This is a genomic window from Paenibacillus sp. J22FR5 (assembly GCF_059691975.1).
This window is the reverse complement of record NZ_JCAUAN010000006.1, coordinates 142,428-160,977: the sequence shown is the minus strand read 5'-3', so window position 1 is coordinate 160,977 and position 18,550 is coordinate 142,428. Positions and strand designations below refer to the sequence as shown.

The window sequence follows — 18,550 nt, the reverse complement described above, 5'->3', positions numbered from 1 at the left end:
TTAAGGAGGAATCGACCATGGCTAAACAAATGCCAGATTTAGAGGATTACAAATATGGTTTTAGAGATGAGCACAAATCCATTTTCCAATCCGGTAAAGGGTTAACTCGTGAAATCGTTGAAGAAATCTCAAGAATTAAAGGCGAACCAGACTGGATGTTGGAATTCCGTCTGAAATCACTTGAGCAATTCTTCAAAATGCCAATGCCGCGTTGGGGCGGAAACATGGATGACTTGGATTTCGATGATATCCAGTACTATGTTCGTCCATCGGAGAAGCAAGGTAAAACGTGGGAAGAAGTTCCTACGGAAATTAAAGAAACGTTCGACAAGCTGGGTATTCCTGAAGCAGAGCAAAAGTTCCTTGCTGGTGTATCAGCACAGTATGAGTCCGAGGTTGTTTACCACAGCATGCAAAAAGAGCTTGAAGATCAAGGTGTTATCTTCACCGATACAGATACAGCTCTTCGTGAATACCCAGAGTTGTTCAGACAGTATTTCGGGACGATCATTCCTCCTTCCGACAACAAATTTGCAGCATTGAACAGCGCAGTTTGGTCAGGTGGTTCCTTCATCTACGTACCAAAAGGCGTAAAATGTGAAGTGCCTTTGCAAGCTTACTTCCGTATTAACTCCGAGAACATGGGCCAATTTGAGCGTACATTGATTATTACGGATGAAGAAAGCTTCGTGCATTACGTTGAGGGCTGTACAGCTCCAATTTACAGCACAAACTCTCTTCATAGCGCAGTAGTTGAAATCGTATGTTTGAAAAACTCCCGTGCTCGTTATACAACGATCCAAAACTGGGCACCTAACATCTACAATCTCGTTACCAAACGTGCGGTTGCAGAAGAAGGAGCTACGATGGAGTGGGTCGATGGCAACATCGGTTCCAAGCTTACAATGAAGTACCCAGCAGTTGTTCTTAAAGGCCGCGGCGCTAAAGGGATGGTTCTTTCCATCGCTGTTGCAGGCAAAGGGCAGCATCAAGATGCGGGCGCGAAAATGACACATCTGGCGCCAGATACAACTTCGACGATTGTTTCCAAATCGATTTCTAAGCATGGCGGTAAAGTAACCTACCGTGGTTTGGCTTCCTTCGGACGTAACTCCCAAGGATCCAAAGCCAACATCAAATGCGATACGTTGATCTTGGATAACGAGTCCACATCCGATACAATTCCATACAATGAAATCTTGAACGATAACATTACGCTTGAGCATGAAGCGACGGTATCCAAGGTATCTGAGGATCAATTGTTCTACCTCATGAGCCGCGGTCTTACAGAAGCAGAAGCTACGCAAATGATCGTTATGGGCTTCATTGAGCCATTCACCAAAGAACTTCCAATGGAATATGCCGTGGAAATGAACCGTCTCATCAAGTTCGAGATGGAAGGATCTATCGGTTAATCGCATAAGTCATAAAAAAAGCGTGTCAGAGACCATCTCTGACACGCTTTTTTCAATTACCCGTTAATGCGCTTACGATTCTGTGTCGCGGCTGATTGGAGAGCGACATACAACGATTGGATGTTGAACTTTTTCTTAAACTCAAAGCGATAAAATGCGGTAGAGATGTTATTCGCTTTGTAATAAGGAGATGTTATGTAATGGATGATGAGTTCACTGTCATCAAAGCCTGTACCGCCAGACTCCATGGATACTTCATAAATCGAGTCGAGATCGATCGTGGAAACCTTCGTTTTTTTGCCTGTAACGCCTTGGTGATCAATCAAAATAATGCGCTCATCCGTGATTACGAAGGAGTCTCTGACTAGCTTAAAACCCGTTGATATCGTTTCATTCGGCATGAGATACGCACCATACTGCTTCGTAAGCTCCTCAACAGAGACCTCCGATAAATTACCTAATAGTCCACTGAAAATGCCCAATATCATCACTCCTTATATCGAAAATATATGTATATATATGTATATATTCAATATTTAGACTGAGATCCCCCTTTTCCTGACGCGGTCCAGCGATCGATTATCAATGTCCATTTTTCCAATTGCCGATTCTTCCAACATACTCCAAGTTGCTGATAGCTGCTTGATATGCATATTTGTACGCCACTTGCCTCACTCTATAAAGGATTATAATGCGTTCCTTAAGGAGAGAGAACTTCATGTGGAGTAAATTAAAGGCACCAGCACTAGGAAGTATGGTCGTCATGCTAGCGATTACGACAGCTTGTGGGAAGGATAATGTAACCCCCCGAGGTGCAACACCAACGCAAAGTCCAACAGGTCTTACAGGCACGGGTAACTCAGTCACGAAAAGCTTATCTCAAGCGGGCAAAGATATAATCGCGCTTGGGAGCAATGATGCCACCCTTCCAATGAGACGGATTGGCAATGTCAATTATGTGTCTGCTCAAGAGCTAATTAAGACGTTAAAGTTCCAATCAGAATGGGACGAATCCGCGAGCAAGCTGATATTAGGCGATAACGATGCCAATTTTGAACTGTTCATGAACTCGAAGAACGCTATTAAGGATGGCGCAGAAATCCAATTGAGTCAGCCTGTTGTGAAAGAGGGATCTACGGCATATTTGCCGGTCACCGACTTGGCAGATTTATTTCAGGATGATATGTCCTATGAAGTAAGAAAAAGTGATGTGCTTATTCACGCCTCCCCAATTGCGATTATTGAACATGAAGATGATCCCGTAAGCGCGAATGACAATTCACCTGAGTTGGATTTCGGAGATGACCCCGCTGATCCTTTCAAAGATAATGGCGCAACCGCAAATGCGGCAATGATGCCTAATAAATCAATTGGGGATCTACAAGTGTGGTCACCGTATGATCAAGAAGAAGTCGTGCCGGTTCTGAAGAATATCGATATTAACGCCATGATTAATAAAGGAAAGCAATATTTAGGCGTTAAATATAAATTTGGTACGGGATCCTATCCGAAAACAGGCCGATTCGATTGCTCAACGTTTACACAATATATTTTCGGAAAATATAATATAAAGTTGCCGCGGGTAGCTCGCCAACAAGCGACATACGGCACATTGGTATCCCGTAAATCATTACGTAAGGGTGATCTGGTGTTTTTTTATGTACCAGGACGCTTCAAAACGAACAAAACAGTCGGTCATGTTGGGATTTATATCGGAAATATGCAGATGCTGAACGCTAATACTAAACCGAAGGATGGGGTACAAATAACGAATATCAATAAACCATATTGGAAAAAAACGTTTCTTAAAGCCAAACGAATTGCGTATTAATGGATGAAATGGAAAAAGTCTATCCAAACGGATAGGCTTTTATTTTTGTCAATTTTGAAACAAAAGAACGCTTCATGCGTTTTAACTAGTAGGAAGTTTTTATGAAGGAGGCAAGAAGAATGACAATTGTACTTTATGAGAAATTAATGGATGGTCAACTTGTTAAAATTGGTGATCGTGCCTGGGATGATAAGCTGATTCAAGCCTTAAATGTGGCTAATTTTATACTCGTTGGCGGGAAGGAATACGAAATGATTGAAGGTCGATTAAACTTAGATCTCCAAGTGTTTGAGTTGCTTCTTGTTGCAGCTAGCTCAGAAGGGGGAGGGAACAAGTAGTGAAACGACCGCTTAAAGTACTATCAGCTTCACTTAGTCTGATTCTCTTAGGTCAAATCCTACTCGTTTCGGCTCAAGCTGCAGAGTCGCCAAGTCCAAATACGGGTTCATCCAAATTGGTTGAATGGTCGAATGAAGACGTTAAAGCGTATTACGATCCACAGGTGGATTGGAGTTTGCCTATCCCGGCTGATAAGAGATCAGCCTCACCCTCGCCAACGACAACACCGAGCACGACTGGCAGTACAGGAGGCAGCACCACCCCCATCATTGTGAATCAAGTTTCCGGTGGTGGCTTCGGATGGGATGATTTGCTCCTGTATCATCTAATTTTCAACACAGTGAGCCCGTATTCATCTAGCAGCTGGGGCAACAATCATCGTTCGTATTATTATCGATCCAATACCCCCTATGTGAATAAAACGTATCAACCAAGCTCGTTTACGAATCGTTCCACCACCAAGACGCCTACAACATCAAGCGGAACCGGGACTTTTACATCGAATAAATCGTCAACAAGCAGCAAAACAGGCACGACAAGCTCATCAGCAAGCAGTTCAAATTCAAGTGGAAGCAGCACCTCCGGCAGCTCCAGCTCGAAATCGACTTCAACCTCGTCCGGTAGTATTGGAGGTAAATCCAGCGGCTTTAGCTCATCCTCCAGTTCCAGCTCTGGGGGTTAATCGAATGGGATTTGAGGTGTTAGGGATCCCATCTCCCGATAGAGATTTCAGAGTGCAGCAATTGGCTGATCTTGGATTCACATGGGCCAATTTGGAGGAGGAAGCCTATTGGATTGATCAACTCGTCGTTATGCCAAGAGAGGTCTATCACGACCTTATTCATGCCGCAACAGGACTGTGGCGGGTGTTCGATAAAGCGGTCCGTCACGTTCATGGGAATAGAGAGCTCTATGCAGACTTATCAATCCCTGAAGTGCTGTGGGATGGGTTAGATCGTCTAGAGCCCAATACGGAGGGATTCATTAGCCGCTACGCCAGATTTGATTTTACAGTCGGTCAAGATGGCGCGATTAAACTTCTTGAACTGAACGCAGATACACCTACTGGCTATGTAGAGGCTGCGATTGCTACACCTTGGATATGTGAGCAATATGGGATTGAATCACCAAATGTGAGGATGAAAGAGCTCATAAGAGCTGCATGGGAAATAGAGGCGCCCGATTACGCGGCTTGCATCGGGTATGGACACCATATGGAAGACACGGGCACGATAAATGCGCTAGTCGCACATAGCCAGAGAGAGATGACCTGTGTGGACTGTTTGGATTTGTGGATTGATGAAGGCGTCGTCAAGGTAGGTGTCGATCAGAGAATTGGGCGGATGTTTGCCCTGTACCCGAAAGAATGGATGGGTGTTGATGATGGGGGAGAGGCATTGTCCTATGCGATCGAAGAACAATTCGTTCACCTATTTAATCCTTTGCATGCGGTTATTATGCAATCCAAAGGCTTACAGGCGTTAATCTGGGATTTCCATCTGAGACAGTCAGACTTGTATACGGTTGAGGAGCACGATGTGATTAAGACCTATATGCTGCCAACGTTCATGGAACCAATCCTTGAGGGCAGTTATGTGTCCAAGTCGATGTTTGGTCGTGAAGGCGGTTCTGTTGAGTTATATAACGAGCAAGGGCAACTAGAGTTCAAAGATGAAGTCGGGTTCGATACGAGTGTGTTTTTTAAGCGTGTATATCAAGCACGAGCAGACTTACCGCAGCTTTGCTTCGACCATGGTCAAGGTCATTTACTAACGGGTCTTTTTGTACTAAACGGCACGCCTTGCGGGCTTCTAGGAAGAGCTGGTGGAATCATAACGGGAAATGCAAGTCAATTTGTGCCGATTGGAGTGAAAGCGCCTTGAAACAAGGAAGATTTATCATATTGGCTCTAGGACTCATCGGAGTCATTGCTATTATATGGATTTTGAGTGTTGCATTCGATAAGAAACCATCTGTCCTGAGTAAGGCTACATCGGGTAACGCGGCAACAATCACAAATAATGTGGCAGGTGAGGTGCCTTGGGATTATCAGGTTCAGCAAGTGAAGGTCGGCGATTTGATCGATGGCGACATGGTTTTGTTGCCTAACAATGATCGAATTTCCAACGATCAGAATTTTGCGACAGGAGATACCATTTGGGTATTGAGCTATATGCAGGCAACGATGAAAGCAGACAGTCAAGGGAAAAACAACGTGACATTGTCGCAGTGGAAGCCCATAAAATCTTTCAAAACAAAAGAAGAAGCAGACAAAGATCTTGCTGAGCTGAAAGTTGAAATTAAGACGGATGTGAAGTTGGTTGGAGTTTACAAAACAGAGCTCGAGGGTAAATTTCGTTATTTTGCTGTAGTCGAATTACCAACAGGGCAGAAGGTTAAGCAGCCGATTCCAGAGGATCGATATCAATCATTTAAGGATAAAAAAGAAGTGGGCGTTGTTCTAGAAGAAGTGCATGATTACACAGATTTTGATTTATCGATGGCTAAATTTCGGGGGTGGGCAGAGTGATCGTGGTGGATCTTATTATTAGTTTATTTGTTATTGTCCTGCTGCAGTTTGCAGGGATGTATGTCTTCAGTCTTATGACACCTTATCGGGATATGGAAGAAATAAACGGCGGCAATGTAGCAGTGGGTATTACCATGGGAGGCAAGTTCGTGGCTACAGCGATCATTCTAGGCATTGCTGCCTATACGAACTCCTCCATCTGGCATATGAGCCTTTGGTTTGCCGTAGGGTACGCATGTTTAATAGCTTCATATTGGGTGTTCGATTGGTTAACCCCAGGCATGAAGCTATCAGACCAGCTAAAGGAAGGTAATGTGGCAGTGGGTATCCTTCTTGCTGCAGTATATATTGGCATTGCGATTTCGGTAAGCAGTCTTATTATTTAACTTGCATTAGATCGCAATTGTTGTAATTTCAACATTTGCAAGCTGGGATAGATCTAGGAATTGACCATTGATGTTAATGAGCGGTCGGAAGAAATCAGTAGGGTTCGTCATGATAATCGTACCTTCACGTCCGTCGCTCAAATACACTCTTTTACCAATAAAGTTAGGAATCATGTTCCGAATGAAGACTTGCGTGATTTTGGGATCCAACTCCCCAAAGCTCATGCGATGAAGCTCCTTTAGAACATGTAGAAGATCACGTCGCTGCTGATAGACCCTGTTTGAAATCATGGCGCTATAGACATCGGCAACCGCGACGATACGTGAATAGGAATGAATATCTGTGCTGAATTTACGGAGAGGGTAGCCAGTTCCATCCATTCGCTCATGATGCTGAAGGGCAACGAGAGCAAGCGTATCATCCTTTAATGATTTTCGAATGATGTCATAGCCATGAATTGTATGCTTCTGTACTTCCTCGTACTCTTCCTTCGTAAGCTTGCCAGGTTTATTCAAAATATCCGGGTGAATTCTACATTTACCAATATCGTGCAGATATCCTGCTTTACCGACGACTAAAGCTTCTTTCTCGGATTTGTTCATCCATTTCGCTATGTAATAAGATAACATCCCTACTTGCACACTATGCTGAAGGGTATATTCATCTTGACTCGTCAAAGATAGAACAAGTGAGACTACATCTTTCTCCTCTTGAATGCTCTCAATCATTGGATTGAAAGCGGATTCTACAATGTCCTTACGAATAGAACCCCCGTCTTGAAGAATTTCAAATAATTCTTTGATTCCCTCAATAGCATTGTTAAACGAGGTAACTTGTGAGATATTTGCATGTTGGGATGGTGTCTCCTCAACGACTGCCACGATTTCACTGCTTCTTGGAGCTATATCAACATAATCCACACTGTGACGATTGAGCATAGAAATGTCTCCAGCATCGAGAACTGTGCCTGATGATAGGAGATTTAGCCCTACTGAATTGTAGGAGTCGGAAATTAATTTGTCACCAACAATTAGTTGAAGCACATGTACACGCATAGAAGCTCCTCTCCAAGTCCTATTCTCACGTAGGTATATTGTAATACTACATCCCAATATAACGGCTGTAAAGACTTTTGGCTTGAATTAAATCCTCAGTCCCTTGAATAAGAACACGACCCCCGGGGAATAGGATAATTTGAATATCGGACGACGCATGGAACTTCAAAAGAAAACGGTTTTTTTCCACGACACCAAGTGGTTTTAACCGTTCTTCCCAGTATTCCAGCGGCTGTGTACTCGGGATGATCGGATGGATCTGAACCGAATTGCGCCCACAGAGAGATTGAATCGTGTCACTTTCAAGAATGGCATCCAAATAGTCAAATTGCTTGTTTGCACAAGCGGGACAATCCGATTTCTTAGCTCCAGATACCTTTATCGCGGAGTTCTGATTGAACCATAAGTCCCATTGCTGCATGCTGAGATTGAGCTGTTCGGCAGCTCCAACAAGCAGTTTGAGTGCTTCGGTGGCCTGGAATGAGGCGACAACGTGTATGATCCCGCCGATTACACCGGCTGTATCACAGGTGTCTGTAGTCCCAGCAGCAGGTGCTTGTGTAAAAAGGCACCGCAAACAAGGTGTTTGCCCGGGAAGAATGACTAAGGAGACACCTCGGGACGCAACAGCCCCGCCATAAATCCAAGGAATGCCAAGCTTAATGCTGACATCATTTAAGAGGAAACGGACAGCGAAATTATCGGTGCCATCTAGAATGACATCGACATCATGCAGCAATTGTTCCGCATTCGTAGCATTAAGATCACAAACATGAGGGTCAATCACGACAGCTGAATTAACAAGCTGCAGTCGTTTAGCAGCGGCGATCGCCTTCGGGATGGTAGCGGCAGCGTCTTCTTCATCGTAAAGCATCTGCCTCTGCAAATTGCTCTTGTCTACAAAATCACGATCAATGATACGAACAAAACCGACGCCTGCACGAACCATATGATTGGCAAGGACCGTTCCTAAAGCGCCCATGCCAACAATAGCAACACGTCCATTGCCAAGCTTACGCTGACCTTCAAGGCCGATGGGGGGGAAGAGAATTTGTCGCGAATAACGCGCATCGACCTCAGGAATTGTTTCTGTATGTAAATGTGGATCCAAGTAGTGTCATCTCCGATCAAAATCTTTATTCTGCTTTCGGTGGTTGAAGTGGGTTCCAAGGTCCAGTTTGATTACCTTTCCATTCGGACCCGTCTTCCCAAATTTCTTTTTTCCAGATGGGTACGATTTGTTTCAATCGCTCAATCGCGTAGCGGCTAGCTTCATAGCAATCAGCACGGTGCGGAGACGATACAGCAATCACAACACTAGCCTCTGCAATGGCTACCTTGCCCAAACGATGCGTGATGGCACACAGGGTGCCAGGCCATTTAGAATCTATTTCTCCACCGATACTCTCCATCGTTTTCAAGGCCATGGGGATGTAAGCCTCATACTCTAAAAGCACGGTACGCTGACCAAAGGTCATCTCTCTTGTCGTGCCGATGAAGGCAAGCGAAGCGCCATGATTTGGGTGATTGACCTTTGACGTCACCGCAACAATATCAATCGTTGAATCGGTGATTTCATAGAGGGAAGGCTGCCCGCCTGAAACAGGTGGTATGAGAGCGAGCTCGTCGGAAGCGGAAACCGTATCCTGATCACCGGCATAAGCTTGATTTTTGGCGAAAAAGCATGTATGAAGCTGCGCCGAGGCTGCAGGATAGTCAGTAACGATTATGTCTTTCAATTGTGCGATAGTGATTGACTCTTGTTCAACGCAAATCGTTAGAACAGAAGTCCCGAATAGGTCTACGAGACCAGCGAAAAGTTGGATGTGTAGGTTCAAGTTGTTTCTCCTTGCGATTGATGTTAGAATCCCTTACAGCATATCATATTTTGCCCTAAAAATGGTATAATGAGTGAGACTTTGGCGGGGAAAGCCGCTGGATTTCGGGAGGAGACCTAAACATGCAAGCTAATTCAGTCATTCAAGTGTCTGACATACATAGGAAGAATGAAACATTTACCGTCCAGGAAATGGTGGATTTGACGGATCAGCGGTTACATAGTCAAGATCGTGTGCCATCGGTGCAGGGAGATGCTTTTGATCTCAAGGCATGGTACCGAAGCTGGAAACGTAAGCAGCAAAGCGAGGCTACTGAGGAGCCTACCCACGTGAGAGTAGAAGCCATAGACGAGTTCCAAGCGTTGATACCGTGGCCGCAGCTTGATGAAGCTCTTTTTCTATATGCGCAGGAGGGACAGCCGCTGAAGAAAGGGTATCCCATTCGTCTTTATGTACCTGATGGAAGCAGCGAATGCCTCAACGTTAAAAGTATTGTAAAGGTGTGGTTTCTCTATGAGCCAGCACTGGGCGAAGAAGCGACTTATGGGTTTAAGAATAAAGTGACCCTCGAAGATCTGAAATTCAAGAAATGAGGAGGAGGATACCTGCATAACATATAGACGTGCTAGGATCTAGTTGATTACGAAGAGAGGTGAACGGGATGTCGGCCCCCTTGCAACGGCTAGTTATTTTGCATACGAATGATATTCACAGTCATTTTGAACAGATGCCCAAAATTAGCGCATATTTTGATCGTGTTCGCCGTCTTTGGCCGCCCCATCAGGTTTTGACACTCGATATAGGCGACCATATGGATCGGATGTTTCCCGAGACAGAAGGAACGAATGCTATCGCGAACTTAGAAATCATGAATGCCACTGGCTATGATGCAATGGTTCTAGGAAATAATGAAGGATTGACATTTACGCCTGATTGGTTAAGAGCTGTCGTGTTGGAACACGCGCAATTTCCGATTATTGGCAGCAATATTACCGAAATCGCTACTAAGGAGACCCCGGATTGGATGCTGCCCACACTTACCGTTGAGAAGTCGGGCCTCCGTATCGGATTGATTGGGGTTACAGCTGCTTATCAGGATTACTATGAGCTGTTGGGCTGGGATGTATCCGATCCTATGAAGGCCGTGAGCGCACATGTGAGTCTTTTGCGTCCTAAGGTGGATATTCTTATCGTCATGTCGCATCTAGGCCTCAGGAGCGATCAGCGGATGGCTGACGAGCTGGAGGGCATCGATGTAATCCTAGGCGGACATACCCATCATCTCCTCGAAGAGCCGCTATTGCTCAGCGGCACTTATATTTGTGCGGCCGGCAAGTTCGGTCAGTATGCCGGCCACATTGAACTTGCCTACGACCCGGCGCAGCGCCGGATCGTGGAACTGAACGGCCGCGTCGTCCCGATGACGGCCGATAGTGAAGAAGACAGCAGCGTCACCACGCTGCTGGAGCACTACCGCATCGCCAGCGCAGCCTCGCTGGCGATCGAGGTGGCGCAGCTGCGGCAGCCGCTGCGCCTAGATTGGTACGGCGAATCCCCGCTCGGCAACTTGCTTGCCGCGGGTATTCGCCGCTGGACCAGCGCCGAGATCGGGCTGGTCAACAGCGGGCAGCTCCTTCAGGGGCTGAAGGAGGGCGGTTTAACCCGGGGCCGGCTACTGGAAATCTGCCCCGGCCCGATCAATCCCTGCCGCATGCTGCTCAGCGGCGCGGATATTCGTCAAGCGCTCGAAGAGTCGCTGCTTGACGAATTCATGGAGAAGCCGATACGTGGCTATGGCTTCCGTGGGGAGGTGCTCGGCGTACTGTGTGTGGACGGGATCACCGTCCAAGTGGATGCCTCGCGCCCTCCCTATGAACGCATCGTCACTGTGTATGTCGGCGATGAGCTGCTTGATCCAGAACGTTCCTACCTCGTAGGCACGATCGATATGTTTACGTTCGGCTCTGGCTATTTATCGCTCAGTCGAGGGAAGCAGATTGTCTACATGCTGCCTGAATTTATCCGTGACGTGCTAGCTGATCAACTGCAAGACGAAGCTGCGATTGCCAGCAGCCACCAAGTAAGATTCGAAGATGTTGTCAGACCTAGTCACTAACAGGTAGAATAGATAGTTGAAACGAGTTTAACCAGCATTAATCACGATAATAGGGGGCAATTATGCATACAATTTTTGAGGCGATCATCATTGGGATCGTTGAAGGCTTGACTGAGTTTTTACCCGTATCTTCTACCGGACATATGATTTTGGCGCAAAGCTTATTAAACACACAAAATGACGAAGTCATGAAAACATTTGATTTTGTGATTCAATTAGGTGCCATTATGGCAGTCGTCATTATTTACTGGAAGCGAATCCTCTCCTTATTTGGGCTCGTGAAACGCAAAAGTGAAAGTAGAACAGGGAAAAAGCTGAATTTAATTCACATCTTGATTGGTATCGTGCCAGCGGGTGTGATCGGCGTTTTATTTAATGATGTGGTCGATGAGAAGCTATTCAACACAACGACTGTATTAGTTGGACTTGTGCTTGGCGGTATTCTATTGATCATTGCCGAGAAGAAAAAGGAACAGCCGAAGACGATGGTGCTTGACGACTTGACGTACCGACAAGCCTTTGCCATTGGTTTATGGCAACTCGTATCTATTTGGCCTGGCTTTTCCCGATCAGGCTCCACAATTGCAGGTGGTATGCTATCTGGTGTAAGCCGTGCGGCTTCAGCTGACTTTACCTTCATTATGGCGATTCCGATTATGTTCGGAGCTTCGGGCGTCTACTTTTTGAAAAACTACGAGGCGCTTTCTTCGAATGACTTGGCCTTCTTTATCGTAGGATTTCTAGTGGCTTTCGTAGTCGCTTTGTTGGCTGTCGTTACTTTCATTAAACTTGTTCAAAAGATGAAGTTAACTTACTTTGCTTATTATCGTTTTGCAATTGCGATTATTTTCGCGCTTTATATGTTTTTAAAGTAAATTGTATACTAGTTCTAGCGAATCGCGTCGAAAGGCGCGGTTTTTTGTATTGAACTTTTCTGTAAAATCTATTACATTTAAATAGAACGTAATGCTCACCTATGCGGGGGTCCTGAAATGCTGTTTATGCCGATCAACATGTGTCAACCTGGAATGAGGCTGGCCAAGAATATATACAACGATGATGGTATGGTCCTTCTGGCCGTTAATGTTGAGCTTACACAGAGACTCATTGATCGCTTATTTACATATGGAATTGATTATATCTACATAGAAGACGCGAGAACGAATGACATCATTCAAGAAGATGTGATTCAAGATGAAACAAGAAGCAGGGCTGTTTCCGAAATTCGTAACACCTTCAAGAAAGTAATGGAGGATTCGAATAAACGTGGAGCGGTTAATTATTATGATATTGGGCGTAATTTTCGTGATGTGATGAAGATGATTATTGATGATCTAAGTGCTCATGAGGGTGCGATGGTCATGCTCAATAACATGAATGTGAAAGATAATTACTTATTTCAACATTCCGTAAATGTAAGTATATACGCCATTATGCTTGGGATTAGTTATGGGTATAGCCGCGAAAAGCTTGAAACACTTGGCTTAGGCGCATTGTTGCATGATATTGGTAAAACGAAAGTACCTTTAGGCATTCTTCGCAAGCCTTCTCAACTAACGCCCGAAGAGTTTAAAGAGATGAAGAATCATACGACCTATGGTTTTAATCTTTTGAAAGATGAACCCAATATCCCACTCCTTTCTGCACATTGTGCCCTACAGCATCATGAACGGATTAACGGCAGCGGATATCCTAGAGGGATTCAAGGCAATGAAATCAATGAGTTCTCCAGATGGATTGGACTTGTCGATTCCTATGATGCCATGACGACAACGCGTGTATATCGAAGACCGTTGTTGCCGCATGAAGCGATGGAGCAGTTGTTTGCAGGTTCTGGTACGATGTATGATCAAAGTCAGATCGCGTTATTCCGCGACAAAATTGCGATATATCCTCTGGGTATTACGGTACGCCTAAATACAGGAGAATACGGAATTGTATCCAAGTTGAACATGGCTGTACCACAAAGACCAACTATTCGTGTACTGCAAGATGAGGCGGGTACCGTGCTTAAAGAACCGTATGAAATCGACCTTTCTAGCAAGCTATCGATATTAATTTCCGAAATTGGGGAAATTAAAGTAAGCGAATCGGTTATCGATTCAAACATGCCAACACTTTTATAGCTGATATATGATGAAGAACCTGGGAAACCAGGTTCTTTTTGTAGATAAAGGAGGACTAACGATGCGGGAATCCAAGGAACGAGGAAAGTTTTGGAGATGGGGCTATACCATGTTTCGCTTTCGGTGGCTTGTTCTAACAATCGGAATGTTGTTAATGCTCACCTTTGCTGTTTTCGCTCAAAAAACGCCTGCCATGCTCAAAGATAACGGGTTTACGCCGAAAGGAAGCGAATCCGACATTGGCTTGATTCAGATGAGGGATGAACTTGGCGTGCCACGGACACAGCTTAGTCTCGTATATACCGGTAACAATGGCCTTAATTTGACGGAGAAATCGCAGCAAGATGCGATTATGGATTCACTTGCTAAACTAAAAGAACTCCCTTATGTAGAGAGCGTGAAGTTTGTATCATCATCTCGTAATGAAGGACATCTGGATGTGCAAGCTGTTAACGTTTCACTCGAGTTGGAGACAGATCCTGCGTTGGAGAAATATCCAGAGCTTAAGTCGCTAGTGCTTCCGCCAACAGGTATGGACGTGTATGTAACTGGCGGTCCAGCTATTCTGTATGACATGCAAGTAGCCAGCAAACATGATATTGCCAAGTCAGAGGCGATTGGTTTACCGATTGCACTCCTTGTTTTGCTTATCGTTTTTGGTACATTTATTGCAGCGCTCTTACCTATGATCGTGGGTGTGATGAGTGTGACCCTTACACTCGGGGTTACTTATTTTATTGCACAGCATCAATCCTTATCCAATTTTTTGCCAAATATGGTGACCATGCTAGGGCTTGCTGTCGGTATTGATTATGCACTCTTTCTCGTTAGTCGTTTCAGAGAGGAGCTTAAGGCACAGGGGAGTGTTGCTGAGGCTGTAGCGATGACATGTCAAACAGCTGGGAGATCCATTTTCTTCTCAGGTATCGCCGTACTCATTGGTTTGTTGGGTATGCTGTTCGTGGATTTGACCTTCTTCCGCTCCTTGTGTTTGGGCGGGGTTATCGTGGTTTCCATCTCCGTAATTGTGGCGAACACGGTGCTGCTTGCGCTTCTTGGTGTTCTCGGCCATCGTATTAACTCCTTGCAGGTCATTCCTAAACGGTTCCGCAAGCAAGAAACTTCCCAATTCTGGGAAAAAGTCGCGTATGCGGTGATGAAACGTCCGGTAGTTCTGGTTGTTCTTGTAGGTGGTATGTTGATCTATACGATGACCCCTGTCGGGCAAATGAAATTAGGAGTACCGAATGCGGAGGTGCTTCCTCCGAGTTATGAATCCCGTTATGGGGCAGAACTGTTGAAAACCGCCTATGACTCTCGCATGATGGGACCTATTCAAATTGTCTTACAGACGAAAGATGAAGTTTGGTCATCCGATGCTATTGGGCAGATTCACACTTACGGTGATCGGGTCAAAGCGGTTGCTGGCGTGAAAGAAATTCAGAGCTATCTTAGCGTCCTAGGTCCGCATACGGATGCGGAGCTTGCAGGTATGTTTACGAGTCCAGATATTAAAAAGCAGCTCGAAGACACGCAATTAGCGAAAGGGCATACCGCGTTGTTGGTCGTTGTTCCAGAGAAGGATACAGATGATCCTGCGACGGATACGCTTGTCCGAGATCTTCGAAAGCTGAATAAAGACGGGTTATCGGTTAACATCACAGGCGGACCTGCCTACCGATTGGACATCATTGACCGCATTCAAAAGGAGATTCCTGCAGTCTTAATTTTCGTTATGGGAATTACCTATCTCGTTCTGTTAGTGGCCTTCAGGTCTGTTCTACTTCCACTCAAAGCGGTGCTTATGAATATGCTTAGTTTGGGTGCCAGCTTGGGCATTGTGGTCTTAGTTTTTCAACATGGCTATATGGCAGATATGCTGCACATTACGTCGATTGGATATGTGAGTGCAACCCTGCCTGTCATCATCTTCTGTGTCGTTTTTGGTATTTCCATGGATTACGAGGTATTTCTGATTTCACGCATCATGGAAGAATATGAGGCCAGTGGTGACAATGAGCAGAGTACAGCCGAAGGGTTGAAAAAAACGGGAAGCTTGATTACAAGCGCAGCATTCATCCTTGTCGTCGTTGTGGGTTCCTTTATTTTCACGGATATTGAAATTATGAAGGCGCTGGGGCTGGGTCTTGGACTTGCCGTATTGATCGATGCCACGATTGTGCGAGTCATGCTTGTGCCCGCACTTATGAAGCTGCTCGGCGAAGCAAATTGGTGGGCACCGAGATGGCTTCGAGTTAAGCCTCAAGCGAAAGCGGATAAGCGCTAAGGGCATCGCACCTTGATGCCCCTGTTTCCTTTTTTGTGAATCATAAGTTACAATAAAGGGCATAGGTATAGGCATAATAGGTAGTAATATGTACTTGAATAGGAAATGATAGGTCAGGTGTAAACAGCATGAATAGGAACGTAACAAACTCCATCTTACCGGAGCTTACTCCCAGTTATGATCCGTGGGACCCCATTCGGTCATATCGGAAATATGGGAAACATGTATTAACAAGTATAGAGCTTACCATCACCAATCTGTGTAACATGCGCTGTGAGCATTGTGCAGTTGGGGATTCACTTACGATGACAGAAGGGCCTCGCATTCCGTTACCCGTCATCTTACAAAAGCTTGATGAAATCGAGCATCTGGAAACGATCAGTCTAACAGGCGGCGAACCGTCTTATCACATTAAGATTGTGAAGGACTATATGCTTCCGATCCTCAAGTATGCCCGTGAGCGGGGGATCCGCACACAAATTAACTCCAATTTAACCTTGGATTTGGAGCGATATGAGCTATTGGCACCCTACTTGGATGTCATGCACATTTCCTTTAATTACTTAAATACGGACGATTTCCATCAAGTAGGCTTTGTGAACTCACAGCGCCCTGTAGGTCGAGCAACCGCTTCAGGGATGTATGAGCGAATGGTCAATAATACGATTGCACTTAGCAAAGGCGGCTTATACGTCTCTGCCGAATCGATGATTAACACGCGGACTCATTTGAAATTGCCTGAGATCCATGCATTGATTAATGAGATGGGGTGCAAACGCCACGAGGTACATCCGATGTATGCGAGCTCATTTGCCTCCCATCTTCCGATGGTATCGCTGGATGAATTGCGAGCTAGCATTCATCGCTTGTTAGATACGCGGAATCCAGACATGTGGATGCTGTTCGGAACTCTGCCTTTCTTCGCATGCAATGAACTGGAGGAGGATCGCAGGTTAGTTACGCGTTTACGTGAGGAACGTAATGTGACTGTTCGTAACGACCCTGATGGACGAAACCGCTTGAACGTCAGCACGTTCACAGGTGAGGTTTTCGTCACCGATTTTGCTAATGAGCCTCCGCTTGGGAATGTACACGACGATGGGCTTGATGCCATCTTTGCACGCTGGGAGCATAACCCGCTGAATCAGCGCGTGAATTGCTTTTGCAGCACGGCATCCTGTTGCGGTCCCAACCTGCTAGTTGCTGATTCGTACTATCGAGATGTTGATTTCAAAAGCCGCAAAGCTATTATCTAATCATCTATCTGAAGGAGAAATACATTTTGCCACATACGTCGTTTGATTTCGGTTCGATCGTACTCAATCTTTTCCTGGTTATCTTACTCGTCCTGCTGAACGGATTTTTCGTTGCTGCAGAGTTTGCCCTTGTAAAGGTTCGAGTTTCTCGGATTCAACAACTCGTGAATGAAGGCAGCAGTAAAGCCAAATACGCGAGTATCGTAACGTCCCAACTGGATCGTTACTTATCAGCCACACAGCTTGGGATTACACTTGCATCCTTGGGACTGGGTTGGGTTGGAGAACCGGCGATTCATGACCTGATTATGGAGCCCCTCTTTCATACTTTTGGCATAGGGGAATCCGTGTATACAACGACTTTGTCCTTTGTTATTGCCTTCGGATTTATTACGTTTATGCACATCGTGATGGGAGAGCTTGCTCCTAAATCGTTTGCCATTCAAAAACCAGAAATAACATCCTTGTGGCTATCAGCACCCTTATTGTTTTTCTACAAACTATTTAGGCCGATTATTTGGGTGCTTAACGGAGCTGCGAATAAATTTCTAGCGATCATTGGCGTCGACCCCGCAAGTGAGCATGAGGCCGCGCATACGGAGGAAGAAATTCGAATCCTCATGGATGAGAGTGTCAAAAGCGGTCATATCAATGAAGATGAAATGACGCTTTTTGATAACATTTTTGAATTTTCCGATCTCATCGCACGTGAAGTCATGCTGCCGCGGACAGATATGGATTGTCTGTTTCTGGAAGTAAGCTTTATCGATAATTTAAGGTTTGTTCACGAAACCAAACATACACGATATCCTGTTGCTGATCAGCATAAAGATAACATCGTAGGCTTTGTACATATCGCTGATCTGTTGACGGCGGATCCGGATGTCGAGCAGGAACTTAAGACCTTCATTCGTCCTATTCTCAATGTACCCGAGTCGATGGAAGTCAGTCGGGTATTGAAGCTCATGCAGAAAAAGCATTCACAGCTTGCCATTGTCATTGATGAGTACGGTGGCACTGCGGGGCTCTTGGCTTTAGAGGACATCATCGAAGAAATTGTGGGTGAGTTGCACGATGAATTCGATATTAATGAACGACCAGGTGTGGAAGTGAAAGATAAATACACATCTGTCGACGGTCGTGTTTTGCTGGAAGACTTGAACGACATGCTAGACCTCCAAATTGAAGACGATGATGTGGATTCGATTGGTGGATGGCTGTTTAAGAAGGTGGAAGGCGCACCGGTTAAGGGTAAAAAAGTGCCCTATGCGAACCACGTATTTGAAGTGACCGAGGTAGATAGGTTACGTATAGTACGGATACATATTACGAATATCGACACGGTTAAACCGGGAAATGATTAATCGGAG

At 45.2% G+C, this 18,550-nt stretch carries 18 protein-coding genes; 14 read left to right on the top strand and 4 right to left on the bottom strand.

The annotated features are described in order from the left end of the window. Window positions 1-17: 17 nt before the first annotated feature. Window positions 18-1,415: a Fe-S cluster assembly protein SufB gene (sufB, locus tag AC58P7_RS11370; RefSeq protein ID WP_497342814.1), complete on the top strand. Its 1,398-nt coding sequence runs from the start codon at window positions 18-20 to the stop codon at window positions 1,413-1,415. 56 nt (window positions 1,416-1,471) lie between these two features. Here the strand turns inward: sufB and AC58P7_RS11365 are convergent, their stop codons facing one another. Then, window positions 1,472-1,903: a PH domain-containing protein gene (locus tag AC58P7_RS11365; protein ID WP_497342812.1), complete on the bottom strand. Its 432-nt coding sequence runs from the start codon at window positions 1,901-1,903 to the stop codon at window positions 1,472-1,474. 230 nt (window positions 1,904-2,133) lie between these two features. On the opposite strand from AC58P7_RS11365, the gene AC58P7_RS11360 reads away from it, so the two are divergent. The 6 genes from AC58P7_RS11360 to AC58P7_RS11335 all read left to right on the top strand — a co-directional run bounded on the left by AC58P7_RS11360 (window position 2,134) and on the right by AC58P7_RS11335 (window position 6,501). Next, window positions 2,134-3,246, top strand: a complete 1,113-nt coding sequence (locus tag AC58P7_RS11360) for a C40 family peptidase (protein ID WP_497342810.1) — start codon at window positions 2,134-2,136, stop codon at window positions 3,244-3,246. A 119-nt stretch (window positions 3,247-3,365) separates the two neighbouring features. Next, window positions 3,366-3,584: a hypothetical protein gene (locus tag AC58P7_RS11355; RefSeq protein ID WP_497342808.1), complete on the top strand. Its 219-nt coding sequence runs from the start codon at window positions 3,366-3,368 to the stop codon at window positions 3,582-3,584. Continuing rightward, window positions 3,584-4,267, top strand: a complete 684-nt coding sequence (locus tag AC58P7_RS11350) for a hypothetical protein (protein ID WP_497342806.1) — start codon at window positions 3,584-3,586, stop codon at window positions 4,265-4,267. Before AC58P7_RS11355 ends, AC58P7_RS11350 begins: the two co-directional genes overlap by 1 nt. A 4-nt stretch (window positions 4,268-4,271) precedes the next feature. Next, window positions 4,272-5,468 carry a glutathionylspermidine synthase family protein gene (locus AC58P7_RS11345; RefSeq protein ID WP_497342805.1) on the top strand — a complete coding sequence of 399 codons (1,197 nt, stop codon included), beginning with the start codon at window positions 4,272-4,274 and terminating at the stop codon, window positions 5,466-5,468. Then, complete coding sequence (locus AC58P7_RS11340) at window positions 5,465-6,115, top strand: signal peptide protein (protein WP_497342803.1); 651 nt, start codon at window positions 5,465-5,467, stop codon at window positions 6,113-6,115. Before AC58P7_RS11345 ends, AC58P7_RS11340 begins: the two co-directional genes overlap by 4 nt. Continuing rightward, window positions 6,112-6,501: a DUF350 domain-containing protein gene (locus AC58P7_RS11335; RefSeq protein ID WP_497342801.1), complete on the top strand. Its 390-nt coding sequence runs from the start codon at window positions 6,112-6,114 to the stop codon at window positions 6,499-6,501. The genes AC58P7_RS11340 and AC58P7_RS11335 overlap by 4 nt, the downstream gene beginning before the upstream one ends. Before the next feature lie 6 nt (window positions 6,502-6,507). Here AC58P7_RS11335 and AC58P7_RS11330 read toward each other — a convergent pair whose 3' ends face one another. Genes AC58P7_RS11330 through AC58P7_RS11320 form a run of 3 tightly spaced genes read right to left on the bottom strand, consistent with a single transcriptional unit; the run spans window position 6,508 to window position 9,395 of the window. Then, the gene (locus AC58P7_RS11330) at window positions 6,508-7,557 is read right to left on the bottom strand and encodes an HD-GYP domain-containing protein (RefSeq protein ID WP_497342799.1); all 1,050 of its coding nucleotides are present in this window, start codon (window positions 7,555-7,557) and stop codon (window positions 6,508-6,510) included. Between the two features lie 46 nt (window positions 7,558-7,603). Then, a complete protein-coding gene (locus AC58P7_RS11325; RefSeq protein WP_497342797.1) occupies window positions 7,604-8,668 on the bottom strand; it encodes a ThiF family adenylyltransferase in 1,065 nt (354 codons plus the stop codon). 25 nt (window positions 8,669-8,693) lie between these two features. Next, window positions 8,694-9,395 (bottom strand): molybdenum cofactor biosynthesis protein MoaE, encoded by a 702-nt coding sequence (locus AC58P7_RS11320; RefSeq protein WP_497342795.1) that lies wholly within the window; start codon window positions 9,393-9,395, stop codon window positions 8,694-8,696. A gap of 122 nt (window positions 9,396-9,517) precedes the next feature. Between AC58P7_RS11320 and AC58P7_RS11315 the strand changes: the two genes are divergently transcribed. The 7 genes from AC58P7_RS11315 (at window position 9,518) to AC58P7_RS11285 (ending at window position 18,544) form a co-directional block, all read left to right on the top strand. Then, a complete protein-coding gene (locus AC58P7_RS11315) occupies window positions 9,518-9,988 on the top strand; it encodes a hypothetical protein (RefSeq protein ID WP_497342793.1) in 471 nt (156 codons plus the stop codon). Between the two features lie 98 nt (window positions 9,989-10,086). Beyond that, on the top strand, window positions 10,087-11,511 hold the full coding sequence (locus AC58P7_RS11310) for a bifunctional metallophosphatase/5'-nucleotidase (protein ID WP_497342792.1): 1,425 nt from the start codon (window positions 10,087-10,089) through the stop codon (window positions 11,509-11,511). 62 nt (window positions 11,512-11,573) lie between these two features. Beyond that, on the top strand, window positions 11,574-12,386 hold the full coding sequence (locus tag AC58P7_RS11305) for an undecaprenyl-diphosphate phosphatase (protein ID WP_497342790.1): 813 nt from the start codon (window positions 11,574-11,576) through the stop codon (window positions 12,384-12,386). A gap of 117 nt (window positions 12,387-12,503) precedes the next feature. Next, window positions 12,504-13,637 (top strand): HD-GYP domain-containing protein, encoded by a 1,134-nt coding sequence (locus AC58P7_RS11300; protein WP_497342788.1) that lies wholly within the window; start codon window positions 12,504-12,506, stop codon window positions 13,635-13,637. Window positions 13,638-13,698: 61 nt separating this feature from the next. Continuing rightward, a complete protein-coding gene (locus tag AC58P7_RS11295; RefSeq protein ID WP_497342786.1) occupies window positions 13,699-15,924 on the top strand; it encodes an MMPL family transporter in 2,226 nt (741 codons plus the stop codon). 128 nt (window positions 15,925-16,052) lie between these two features. Then, complete coding sequence (gene yfkAB / locus AC58P7_RS11290) at window positions 16,053-17,180, top strand: radical SAM/CxCxxxxC motif protein YfkAB (RefSeq protein WP_497342784.1); 1,128 nt, start codon at window positions 16,053-16,055, stop codon at window positions 17,178-17,180. 26 nt (window positions 17,181-17,206) lie between these two features. Further along, window positions 17,207-18,544 (top strand): hemolysin family protein, encoded by a 1,338-nt coding sequence (locus tag AC58P7_RS11285; RefSeq protein WP_497342782.1) that lies wholly within the window; start codon window positions 17,207-17,209, stop codon window positions 18,542-18,544. The last annotated feature ends 6 nt before the right edge of the window (window positions 18,545-18,550 follow it).

Coding starts and splice junctions, on each gene's coding strand:
- AC58P7_RS11295 (WP_497342786.1), top strand. CDS start 13,699: ATGCGGGAATCCAAGGAACGAGGAAAGTTTTGGAGATGGGGCTATACC.
- yfkAB (WP_497342784.1), top strand. CDS start 16,053: ATGAATAGGAACGTAACAAACTCCATCTTACCGGAGCTTACTCCCAGT.
- AC58P7_RS11305 (WP_497342790.1), top strand. CDS start 11,574: ATGCATACAATTTTTGAGGCGATCATCATTGGGATCGTTGAAGGCTTG.
- AC58P7_RS11345 (WP_497342805.1), top strand. CDS start 4,272: ATGGGATTTGAGGTGTTAGGGATCCCATCTCCCGATAGAGATTTCAGA.
- AC58P7_RS11300 (WP_497342788.1), top strand. CDS start 12,504: ATGCTGTTTATGCCGATCAACATGTGTCAACCTGGAATGAGGCTGGCC.
- AC58P7_RS11355 (WP_497342808.1), top strand. CDS start 3,366: ATGACAATTGTACTTTATGAGAAATTAATGGATGGTCAACTTGTTAAA.
- AC58P7_RS11315 (WP_497342793.1), top strand. CDS start 9,518: ATGCAAGCTAATTCAGTCATTCAAGTGTCTGACATACATAGGAAGAAT.
- AC58P7_RS11365 (WP_497342812.1), bottom strand. CDS start 1,903: ATGATATTGGGCATTTTCAGTGGACTATTAGGTAATTTATCGGAGGTC.
- sufB (WP_497342814.1), top strand. CDS start 18: ATGGCTAAACAAATGCCAGATTTAGAGGATTACAAATATGGTTTTAGA.
- AC58P7_RS11330 (WP_497342799.1), bottom strand. CDS start 7,557: ATGCGTGTACATGTGCTTCAACTAATTGTTGGTGACAAATTAATTTCC.
- AC58P7_RS11360 (WP_497342810.1), top strand. CDS start 2,134: ATGTGGAGTAAATTAAAGGCACCAGCACTAGGAAGTATGGTCGTCATG.